Source organism: Pseudomonas meliae (genome assembly GCF_001400515.1).
Lineage (GTDB): Bacteria > Pseudomonadota > Gammaproteobacteria > Pseudomonadales > Pseudomonadaceae > Aquipseudomonas > Aquipseudomonas amygdali.
Genome location: NZ_LJQT01000218.1, coordinates 301 through 11,155, shown reverse-complemented (window position 1 = coordinate 11,155; position 10,855 = coordinate 301). Strand labels below are relative to the sequence as shown.

The 10,855-nt window shown below is 58.9% G+C and carries 9 protein-coding genes and 1 pseudogene; 3 read left to right on the top strand and 7 right to left on the bottom strand.

What is annotated here, in order from left to right:
* Positions 1-576 precede the first annotated feature (576 nt).
* Together ALO64_RS09735 and ALO64_RS09730 are read left to right on the top strand one after the other, a co-directional pair.
* Positions 577-1,596, top strand: coding sequence for a J domain-containing protein (locus ALO64_RS09735; RefSeq protein ID WP_054991705.1), 1,020 nt, complete (start codon positions 577-579; stop codon positions 1,594-1,596).
* 424 nt (positions 1,597-2,020) lie between these two features.
* Positions 2,021-2,344, top strand: a complete 324-nt coding sequence (locus ALO64_RS09730) for a DUF6124 family protein (RefSeq protein ID WP_002555787.1) — start codon at positions 2,021-2,023, stop codon at positions 2,342-2,344.
* A 278-nt stretch (positions 2,345-2,622) separates the two neighbouring features.
* Here ALO64_RS09730 and ALO64_RS09725 read toward each other — a convergent pair whose 3' ends face one another.
* The 5 genes from ALO64_RS09725 to ALO64_RS09705 all read right to left on the bottom strand — a co-directional run bounded on the left by ALO64_RS09725 (position 2,623) and on the right by ALO64_RS09705 (position 6,886).
* A complete protein-coding gene (locus ALO64_RS09725) occupies positions 2,623-3,894 on the bottom strand; it encodes a methyltransferase (RefSeq protein WP_044345163.1) in 1,272 nt (423 codons plus the stop codon).
* A gap of 1 nt (position 3,895) precedes the next feature.
* On the bottom strand, positions 3,896-4,585 hold the full coding sequence (locus ALO64_RS09720) for an ABC transporter permease (RefSeq protein WP_002555785.1): 690 nt from the start codon (positions 4,583-4,585) through the stop codon (positions 3,896-3,898).
* On the bottom strand, positions 4,582-5,268 hold the full coding sequence (locus ALO64_RS09715) for an ABC transporter permease (RefSeq protein WP_044345162.1): 687 nt from the start codon (positions 5,266-5,268) through the stop codon (positions 4,582-4,584). The genes ALO64_RS09720 and ALO64_RS09715 overlap by 4 nt, the downstream gene beginning before the upstream one ends.
* 66 nt (positions 5,269-5,334) lie before the next feature.
* The gene (locus ALO64_RS09710) at positions 5,335-6,099 is read right to left on the bottom strand and encodes an ABC transporter substrate-binding protein (RefSeq protein ID WP_002555783.1); all 765 of its coding nucleotides are present in this window, start codon (positions 6,097-6,099) and stop codon (positions 5,335-5,337) included.
* Between the two features lie 13 nt (positions 6,100-6,112).
* Complete coding sequence (locus ALO64_RS09705) at positions 6,113-6,886, bottom strand: ABC transporter ATP-binding protein (RefSeq protein ID WP_005730200.1); 774 nt, start codon at positions 6,884-6,886, stop codon at positions 6,113-6,115.
* A gap of 525 nt (positions 6,887-7,411) precedes the next feature.
* Here ALO64_RS09705 and gabP point away from each other — a divergent pair.
* Positions 7,412-8,803: a GABA permease gene (gene gabP, locus ALO64_RS09700; RefSeq protein ID WP_005730201.1), complete on the top strand. Its 1,392-nt coding sequence runs from the start codon at positions 7,412-7,414 to the stop codon at positions 8,801-8,803.
* A gap of 57 nt (positions 8,804-8,860) precedes the next feature.
* Here gabP and ALO64_RS09695 read toward each other — a convergent pair whose 3' ends face one another.
* Both ALO64_RS09695 and ALO64_RS26635 read right to left on the bottom strand, forming a co-directional pair.
* Entirely contained in the window at positions 8,861-9,346 is a 486-nt protein-coding gene (locus tag ALO64_RS09695; RefSeq protein ID WP_005730202.1) for a hypothetical protein, read from the bottom strand.
* 141 nt (positions 9,347-9,487) lie between these two features.
* Positions 9,488-10,827, bottom strand: a pseudogene (locus tag ALO64_RS26635) (methyl-accepting chemotaxis protein).
* Positions 10,828-10,855: the final 28 nt, after the last annotated feature.

The following is a 10,855-nucleotide window of genomic DNA, read 5'->3' as shown; positions in this document are numbered from 1 at the left end:
GAAACCCGGGGCGGTTCATATAGCTTGTGCCTGACAAAGCAATGGATTTTTAACCTGGTCGCGCAAACCAATGCGCCCAGCGTTGATGGCGATTTGGCGTATGAACAGGCACCCATCCGACCCCACCATTTTTGGGCTGTTGCAGGGCGGGAGGGCTTTGCATAGGCTTGTTCTCAACGGCCCGGGCTACTGAGTCAGCAGCATGGGACGTTAGCTTTTCAGCCAGCAGATAAAGGACTATCTGATGAGTAATGCGATGGATCGTAACCGGGTTTGGGGTTTTGTTTGCCGCAGGCTGGTCATTCGCTGAGGAGTTGTTGAAGGATATTTGTAGTTGCGTCTGGCCTGTCGGGTCTTGCGCAAGGTGGGGCTGAGGATTGCTGTCTGAATCGCATGAATGTGCGTCTGGACGCTCACGAAGGCTTCATCGATGTTTCAAGAAATGCCCGGATCCTCTGGATTCGGGCATTTTCTTGTGGGCTGGTTCTTGTTGCGTTGCATTTGCACTGGAGATATGGGCTTTTTGGCCGATACATCTGTATCAAAAATGGCAGTTAGCCATGGACAGCAAGTGCAATGCAGAGAACGCCCACGCATTACGAGCTGCTGAGTGTTGCTCGCGATGCCTCTCCTGAGCAGATCAAGAAGGCTTATCGCAAGCTGGCGCAGAAGCTGCACCCGGACAGGAGTTCCGACCCTTATGCCTCGGACATGATGGGCGTGGTCAACGCGTCTCATGATGTGCTGGCGGACCCTTCGCGGCGTGCGGCTTATGATGCGCAGCTTGCTGCCGATGAGCACAAGGCTCGTATGGACGCGTTGCGGCGCAAGCAGGCGCGTGCGGGGGGGGGGGGGGGGCAGGCGGTGCATGTGTACGCCGCAAACTCTGCGACTGCCACTGCAACGCCCTCTCGGGCCGCTCGGACGGGCCCGGCGCCCAAGGCTTCTCCTTCCTCTTCATCGCCTTCCAGTAACAAGCGGCGCCGCAGTGCGTGGCGTTGGGCGCTGGTGTTTGTGGTGTTTTGCGCAGCCGGGGCGTGGATGGGTTATGACCGGGATGCTGGCAAGGCGTTTGTGCCAGCCGAGCCGGTGCCGGTGGCGCAGACGTGGGTCAAGCCAGCGCCCGCCGCACCGGTTGAAGAGCCTGTGGCCAGTCCAGCCAAGCCGGTTGATGCGGTAACGTCCGAGTGTGAGGTGCCCGCGCTGGATCCGATGGGCGCGCCCTGGCCGGAAAAGGCGGGTTACGTGAAAGATATGCCGTTGCTCAAGGACAACGGCTGGTCGCAGATCATGGTGGATAACTCGGCGGGCGAGTCGGCGGTGTATGCCAAGGTCACCGATGCGGTGGGGCGCAGGGCGTTTCGGCATGCGTTTGTGCCGGCCGGTGCGGTGTTTACGTTCGCCAAGATGGACCCGGGGCTGTATCTGCTCAAGTACAAGATGATGAGCACGGGCTGTGCCTTTGCGTCGGGTCGGATCTTGCTGGAAGAGACGCCGATGGGCAGTCAGATCAAGTCCAGTGCGTACAAGCTGACGTTGCGCAAGTTGCAGAACCGTAGCGTGCCGTTTGCGCGGTTGAAGGATGATCAGTTTTAGCGGTTGGGCTATGACGTGAGTGCGGCGTCGTCTGTTAAGTCTTCGCGGACACGTCCGCTCCTACGGGCTTCGGCAATTGTGTGCAGAGATCATCTTTTGCAACGCTTTCAGGCCGGTTTTTGCAGGCTTGGTCTCTTTCTTTTGAAGGACATTTCCGAGAGAATCCCCGACCGCTTGCGCCTCTCGATGTGTGCTTCTAATCTCCGCCTGTCGCTGCATATCAGCGATCGGGTTTAGTAGCCCGCAGTGAGTTAAGGCGTAACACAGCCGCGTTTCATCAGGCTTCGTCCCGATGCTATGGCGACTGTGCGCTTGGCACCTTCGGGTGCGCCGGTTCTTAGCTCACCGGTCTACTAACTCGCGTACAGTTGCCGCCTTTCGTTTAGTAGCGAACAGGTAGCGACTTCATAGAAGGAGCTAAAGCATGGTCAAAATAACCCCCGACCCACCCAAACAGTCCAGCACCGCGCCAATCTTCGACAAGGCGGTCGTCAAGCGCGCCATGGCGTGTTACCTGCCAATCCCCCGCACTGACAAAGAACCCCACGACAGCAAGTTCGACTTCATCAGCCTGGAAGCAACCTTGGTGCATGCGCTGGATTTCCTGCGCTGTGCATCGGCCACTGCCCACGAACTGGGCGATGAATTGTCCGGTGCGCAACGCGACCTGGCGTTTGCCTCCATGCACATGCTGGAAATGGCCAAAGTCATGGTCGAGCGCTCGCTGGAGTGTGTCGAAGAGGTCTGAAACCTCGCACTAAACAAGTCGTGCACAGGCACTTGCGTGTGCACGATTGAGCCAGATAAAAGGCTTGTTCCAGAGCCTTTAATTGCTTGATAAAAAAATACGCGCGTTACCAGATGTGCGCACATTGGCCTGATGCGCCGCAAGGCATTGTTTTTGCGGGGTACGGAAAGGATTGTGGAAAAAAATAAGGGGCTTTAGTAACTGGCGCGCCAAGCTTTAACGCACTCATCCACATTTTCATCAACAGACTTATCCACAGGTTGCTCAATCGGTTTAGGTCACGATTTTCGGGCCAGAATCAGCAGGTTGCGTGGTGTAATCCGGCTGTCACAGAAAGTGCCAACGCTGACGCTGTAGCACTGCTCGTGGACATACATTGCCCTGTCGAGCACCAGCCACATCTCCAGCGGACGCCGAAACAGGTCGCGGACCAGTTCCAGGTTGCGCACTTCGGCCAGTCTCTTCCAGCCAGCGGCTTCCAGAGAAGCCCAGTCCTGCTGGCCCGGTGCTGGCAGATTCTTCAGTCGCGCCAGATGATTGCAGTAGTCCGCGTAGGACGCATCCAGCCAGGATGTCGGCAGCGAAGGCGTGGGCAAGTAATCGTCAATGCCGCACAAGCTGCGCTGCAGCAGGTCGAAGCCCAGGCGGCGGGCCATCGAGGTGTCGCGTTGACGACGCACGCGAGCGCCAGCCGTCACGGTTTCGCTGAGTGGCAGGCCGAGTTCGTCTCGCGACAGCTTCAAACCCGATGCTTTGCCGTCGCTGGACAGCGGTCGATACAGGTCGTGCCGGGTGCGGTTGTAGCAGCATGGCGCGATTGCCATGTGCCGGCAGCCGGTCTGGCTTGCCAGCTCTATCAACTGAATGTGCAGGTCGCCGCAGGCATGCAGCGCCACAGGCGTGTGCTCGGGTTGCAGGCAGCGCCAGGCGTCGTCGGCCATTACATCCTGCTGCACATGCCTGGCGTCGATGCCTTGCCGCGTACTCATTGCCAGGCCTGCTTCGATCAGCGCCGGGTCGTGCTCCAGGCAGGTCAGACGCTGACCGCGCCCGGTCAGGCGACGCCCCAGGTGGCCTTTGCCTGCGCACCAGTCCAGCCAGTGAGTGGTGGTATCACGCATGTCCAGATGGCTGGCGAAGGCTTCGATCTGTTGCCATTTGCGCCCCGGCACGTCGACACTCATGCGCGCATCGACTGGCTCCAGAGGATGTGAAGGCAGTTCAGCGACGTGGCTCAGGGCGACGGCTTCGGCGGCCAGTTGCGGGAACGGAAACGGCGCGTCGAGTTGTTCCGGGTGGTTATGCGCGGCCTCGGCCTGTTCCAGCGTGCGTTGCCGCAGCCAGTTTGCGAGGTCCGGGTATTTGTCTTCCCACGGCAGACGCAGGTGCGTGAACGGCTTGGGCCGCCACAAGGCCTGATGCGCGAACAGAAAGCTGTCCAGCGCACGAAAGTGGCTGCCGAGGTGTTCATCCTGCAAGCAAGGTTCAGTGGGCATAGTGGCGGCCTCGCGGGGCAAGGTGCTGACTGGGTCGACGCCAGCACCCTTCATATCAGCGCCCCTGACTGGCGTCTACACGCAATAGCTTTTCCAGCAGGCGGAAGCCTTGTACCAGCACGAACGTCATCACGAGGTAGAACATACCGGCGGCGAAGAAAATTTCTACCGGCAAGTAAGTGCGGGCGATGATCGTGCGGGCCATGCCGGTCAACTCCAGCAGGGTGACGGTGCTGGCCAGTGCGCTGGCCTTGAGCATCAGGATGACTTCGTTGCTGTAGGCAGGCAGGCCGATACGTGCCGCGCGGGGCAGGACGATGTAGAACAATGCTTTCCATTTCGACATGCCCAGCGCCCGCGCAGCCTCGACTTCACCGACCGGCACGGCCTGAATGGCGCCACGCAGGATTTCTGCGATGTAGGCGGCGGTGTGCAGGGTCATGGTGACAACCGCACACCAGAAAGGGTCACGCAGGTATGGCCACAGCGGCCCCTGACGCACCACGTCGAACTGCGCCAGGCCGTAGTAGACCAGAAACAGCTGCACCAGCAGCGGTGTGCCGCGGAAGAAAAAGATGTAGGCGTAGGGCAGGGCGCGCACCGGCCAGTGACGCGATGCACGGGCGATGCCCATCGGGATGGCGAGGATCAGCCCGGCGATGACGGCAATCGCCACCAGCTCAAGGGTCAGGGTCGCGCCCTGTGCCAGGCGTGGCAGCCACTTGATGATGACTTCCCAGTTCATGACGCGCTCCTCAGAAAGCCGCGACTGGCACGCTTCTCAAGGAAGTACATGCCGGCCATGGCCAGCACGGTCAGGCCCAGGTACATGAAGGCCGCGACCATGTAGAAGGTGAACGCTTGCTTGGTGAAGCCCACGGCGATCTGCGCGTGGCGCATGATTTCTTCCAGGCCGATCACCGAGACCAGCGCGGTGTCTTTCATCAGAATCATGAACAGATTGCCCAGGCCGGGCAGGGCGATGCGCCACATCTGCGGCAGGACCAGTTTGAAGAGGATGCGTGAGCGTGACATCCCCAGCGCCAGCCTGGCTTCACGATGACCTTTGGGGATGGCCAGAATCGCGCCGCGAAACACTTCGGTCGCGTAGGCACCAAAGCAAATGCCCAGGGCGATGACCCCGGCAGAGAAAGCGCTCAGGGCCAGGTCAGGAATGTCGAACAGTTTGCCCAGAGCGCGCATGCCGTTGACGGTGCCGAAGTAAATCAGCAACACCCAAAGCAGTTCGGGAATGCCGCGTACCAGGGGCGAGTAGGTACTGCCCAGCCATTGCAGAGGCTTGTAGGGCGAGAAGGCGCCGAGCAGTCCGAGTATCAGCCCCAGGCACAGGGCCGAGAGTGCAAGCTGGACCGTCATCAGCGCGCCAGCCGCAAGGGCCGGGCCGAATCCGTGGAGATCAATGTTCATGGGCAGGCTTTGTCAGGGCCGGTCGCCGCGCTTCGACAGGAAGCGGCGGCGACGCGGTCAGGTGAATCAGAGGATGCTGAAAGGGAAATACTTGTCGTTGATCTTCTTGTAGGTGCCATCAGCGATGATTTCTTTCAGGGCCGCGTTCAAGCGCTCGCGCAGGGCATCATCACCCTTGCGCACGGCGATGCCGATCTTGTCGTCTTCAACGACAGGCTCGCCCTTGAACTCGAAGTTCTGACCCGCTTCGCTTTTCAGCCACTCGAAGCTGACGTATTTGTCGGCCAGCATGGCGTCGACGCGACCGGAGGACAGGTCGAGGAAGGCGTTTTCCTGAGTGTCATAGAGCTTGGCGTCCATGATCCCGAGCTTGTCTTCCAGCCAGGTGGCGGCCAGTGTCGATCGCTGTGCACCCACTGACTTGCCGGCAAGGCTTTCTTTGGCTTTTTCAGTGCTCGATACGTCGATCGAGGAAGTTTTCGGCGCGATGAATTGCAGCTTGTTCGAGTAATACGGGTTGGTGAAATCGACCACCTGCTTGCGCTCTTCGGTGATCGACAGCGACGAGATCAGGAAGTCGAACTTGTTGGCCATCAACGCCGGGATGATGCCGTCCCAGTCTGACGTCACCGCTTCGCATTCGACCTTCATCCTGGCGCACAGGGCCTGGCCGATTTCATAGTCAAAGCCCACCACCTGGCCACTCGCGTCCTTGTTGTTGAACGGCGGGTAGGCACCTTCGATGCCCATTTTCATTGTTTCAGCAAAGGCACTGCCGCTGAAGGCAAGGGTGGCCGCTGCGATCAGCAAGATCTTTTTGTACGACTGCATGGGTGTTGCTCCGTTAGCGGTGACTCGACATGAATTGTTTGCACCTTGCCGACAGCGGGTTTTCGAATACTTGCTGCGGTGTGCCCTGTTCTTCGACCATTCCCTGATGCAAAAACACCACTTCAGTTGATACCTGACGTGCAAAATTCATTTCGTGGGTCACCAGCAGCATGGTCCGGCCTTCTTCAGCCAGTGCGCGGATGACGCCGAGTACTTCCTGAACCATCTCCGGGTCGAGGGCCGATGTCGGCTCGTCGAACAGAATGACCTTCGGCTGCATGGCCAGCGTACGCGCGATGGCGGCGCGCTGCTGTTGCCCGCCGGAGAGCTGCGCAGGGTAGGCATGGCGTTTGTCGGCGATACCCACCTTGGCCAGCAGCTCTTCAGCCGCCTCGATGGCTTCGGCCTTGCTCTGGCCCAGAACGCGACGCGGGGCCTCGATGATGTTATCGAGCACGCTCATGTGCGGCCACAGGTTGAAGTTCTGAAATACGAAACCGATCTGGCTGCGCAAGCGGTTGATCTGCCGGTTATCGGCGGCAATCAGGTCGCCGTTGCGCGCAGCCTTGAGCTTCAACTCTTCACCGGCCACCAGAATCTGCCCCTGATGCGGGTTTTCCAGCAGGTTGATGCAGCGCAGCAGCGTGGACTTGCCGGAACCGGATGAGCCGAGGATCGATATGACATCGCCGTCGCGAGCGGTCAGCGAGATGCCTTTGAGCACCTCAAGCTGATCGTAGCGCTTGTGCAGGTTGCGGATTTCCAGGGCGGGCGTGGCCTCGGCCATGTGGGGTCCTCGTTGAAGTGTGCGCGCTGGCTGCCAGCGAACGCCAAGCTAGCACAGCGTTTAAAGGACAACCATCGACGTATTGTGTCGAGCGTGGAGGCGCTCGACGGGTTGTCTCATCCGGGCAGCGGACGGTCGCATGAAGGCAAGCACCATGCCCTGCAAAACAGGGACGTGCGCGAAAAAGGCGCGATGTTGTCAGCTTTGGCCTGGTGTTGGAAGTAGCATTTGCTGAGTGGTGGTCTGATTTCTGCACCATGTTTGCGCTTTGAGGAAGGTTTGGGGCATTTTTGGTGCGTGCATGTAGATGAATCTGAGGCGTTTGGTAACAAATCCTACAGACTGCGTATAAAAGCCATCGTCTTGCATGCCTCACGGGCTAAGCCACAGGCCTCGTATTCTCTAAGCGACGTCGTTTTCGAAATATTTTGGCGCAATTCTTGCGTCAATAATAAAGAACGGCACCGTAGCTTTCTTTTTACGTAACGCTTCGGTGTGCCTCGCTCGTCTTGCACAGGTGGTTTTATGAGCAGTACCGCTAACTCTTCCGAGCTCGAACAAGGGCTGAAACCGCGACACATTACGATGCTGTCGATTGCCGGCGTTATTGGTGCCGGTCTGTTCGTCGGCTCCGGCCATGCGATTGCCGAGGCAGGCCCTGCCGTGCTGCTGGCCTACGCCGCTGCGGGTACGCTGGTGGTGCTGGTGATGCGCATGCTGGCCGAAATGGCCGTTGCCTCGCCAGACACCGGTTCGTTCTCAACCTATGCCGACCGCGCTATCGGGCACTGGGCCGGCTTTACCATCGGCTGGTTGTACTGGTGGTTCTGGGTGCTGGTGATCCCGCTGGAGGCCAATGCCGCCGCGACCATTTTGCATGCCTGGTTCCCGAACATCGCGATCTGGATGTTCACGCTGGTCATCACATTGCTGCTGACCGCGACCAACCTGTTCAGTGTGAAGAATTACGGCGAATTCGAGTTCTGGTTTGCGCTGATCAAGGTTGTGGCGATCATCGCGTTCGTGGTGCTGGGTGTTGCGGCAATTTTTGGCCTGCTGCCCACCAGTAACGTCAGTGGCGTGAGCCATCTGTTTGATACCGGTGGCTTCCTGCCAAACGGCATGGGCGCGGTGCTGGCGGCGATGTTGACCACCATGTTCTCGTTCATGGGCACCGAAATTGTGACCATCGCTGCGGCAGAGTCCAAGAACCCTGGCAAGCAGATCACCAAGGCCACCAACTCGGTGATCTGGCGGATCTTCCTGTTCTATCTGGTTTCGATCTTCATCGTTGTGTCGCTGGTGCCGTGGAACGATCCGCGCCTGGCCGAGGTAGGTTCGTATCAGACCGTGCTCGATGCGATGGGTATTCCGAACGCCAAGCTGATTGTCGATCTGGTGGTATTGGTTGCTGTGACCAGCTGCCTGAACTCGGCCCTGTATACCGCTTCGCGCATGCTGTTCTCGCTGGGCAAGCGCGGCGATGCACCTGCCGTGTCGAAGCGCACCAGCAAGGGCGGTACGCCTCACTGGGCAGTGATCATGTCGACCGCGGCAGCTTTCCTGACCGTGTTCGCCAACTACATCGCGCCTGCGGCCGTATTCGATTTCCTGCTCGCCAGCTCCGGTGCCATCGCACTGCTGGTGTACCTGGTGATCGCGGTGTCGCAGTTGCGTATGCGCCAGAAGCGCATCGCTGCGGGCGAGGCCATCGACTTCAAGATGTGGCTGTTCCCATGGCTGACCTGGGCTGTGATCGCGTTCATCGTCGCGGTGCTGACCATCATGCTGCTGCAGGAAGAGCATCGCCTCGAAATCATCGCCACCGGCGTACTCAGCCTGTTGGTGATCGGCGCTGGCCTGATCGTATCGCGTCGCCGCAAGGCCGGCCGCGTGGGCGCTGCTGCGCTGGGTTGATCGCGGCCCTTAGCGGATGATGCTCGTGCCAATGTCATGCATTGGCACGAGCATGCGTTAGCGTGCGGCTCTGGTGTCTCTCTTCATCAGCAGGTCGGACGCCAGCGTGTAATCCTTCTGGAAGGCAGGGCTTTCGATCCATTCGATCGCCGTGTCTTCGTCTTCATCGTGGTACATGGCGCGGTACACGATCAGCAGGCCCATCATGAAGTCTGTGGCAGGGTCTTCGTCCTCTTCGGAAACGACCAGTGCCAGCACCGGGTACTGCAGGAAAACGACGCACAGCGCCAGTTGGCTGATGGCTTCAGCGGCTTTCATGGCCACGAAGAGATCATCATAGTCGGCCGGGTCGAAGCCGTTCTCTACAATGTCTTTGAAGTCGAACGTGTTTAGATCAAGTTCGACGTCATCAAACGGCAGATTGACCAGCGCAGAGGCAAACACCGGATGGACAAGGCTGGTTGTGCCCTTGCCCGAGCGGTTCTGCTTGGCCTTGATTTTTGCGCGCTTGGCACGTTTTTGCTGCTTGTCTGGCGAGGCCATGAGCGGTCCTTTGGCTGGCGTGAAATGCGATGGCCGCTATTGAAGCGCAGACGGGCTGGATAACCAAGGCTTGGCCGTAATCTCTGGACAATAAAAAACCCGCAGGACGCGGGTTTTGATGTGCTGGGTGTTACACGATCGTCATCGCTTGCCCGGCTTTGCAAACGCTTCGGCTTCATCCATGCGCGTGGCGAACATGTTCACGGCCTCGACCGCATCACTTGCGCCGTCGCGGATCTGCACGATGACCTGTCCGGCCTGATCGGCCAGTGTCACACCTCGAATGGCGCCTTCCTGCGTGGCATCCATGCTCGCCACCGCTTCACGTGTTTCGGCGAGAATCTTGCCAATCATTTCGGCAATCTCGGTGGTCGAGCCGCTGGTACGTCCGGCCAGTTGCCGGACTTCGTCTGCCACCACGGCAAACCCACGACCCTGATCACCCGCCCGTGCCGCTTCGATGGCAGCGTTNNCAGGTTGGTCTGGTCGGCGATGCCGCGGATGGTGTTGACGATGGCGGTGATCTGCTCGGAGCGATCGCCCAGTTGGCTCACCAGCTTCGCCGACGCGCCGATGTTTTCGGCAATCTGGCGCATTTCCCGAGCGGTTTCCTGAATGACCAGGGTTCCCTGTTCGGCCACTTTCTCGGTTTCTGCCGAGATATGGTAAGCACGCGACGCACCATGCGCATCGGCTTCCTGCTTTTCGACACGCTGGGTAATGTCACTGGCGAACTTGACGATCTTATAGAGCTTGCCGTCGACATCAAAAACCGGGTTATACGTTGCTTCCAGCCAGACAACCCGGCCATGTTTGCCGATGCGTTTGAACTGATCGCCAATGAACTCGCCCTGATTCAACTTGCGCCAGAATTCGGCATATTCCGGGCTGTTGGTCAGTGCCGGTTCGCAGAACGATCTGTGGTGTTTACCTTTGATCTCGTTCAGTGCGTAACCCATGACGTTCAGGAAGTTACTGTTGGCGGTTATCACATTGCCATTGGGCTCGAATTCGCAAACAGCCATGGCCCGGTCTACTGCTGCCAGCTTGCTGTTGGTCTCGTTTTCGAGCATTACGCGTTTGGTGACGTCCAGAGCATATTTGACCACCTTGAAGACTTTGCCCTGCGTATCGGTCACCGGGTTGTAGCTTGCCTCCAGCCAGACGCTACGGCCATTCTTGTCGATGCGCTTGAAGGTGCCGGAGATGAACTTGCCAGCCTTCAGAGACGCCCACAGGTCCGCGTATTCACGGCTGCGGAGAATCTCCGGCTCGCAAAAGTCGCGGTGCGTCTTGCTGGCCAGCTCATCGGCCCGGTAGCCCATCGTTGCAATGAAGTTATCGTTGGCACGAAGGATCTTGCCGTCGAGACCCAGCTCGACCACCGCCATTGATTTTTCCAGTGCGCTTGTCAGTCCTTTGAGTCCATCTACCTCGGCCTTCATGGCTGTCAGTTCAGCTTTGTTCTTGTTTCCGAACATAACCTGCCCCTTGGGAAGGTCTGAAAAA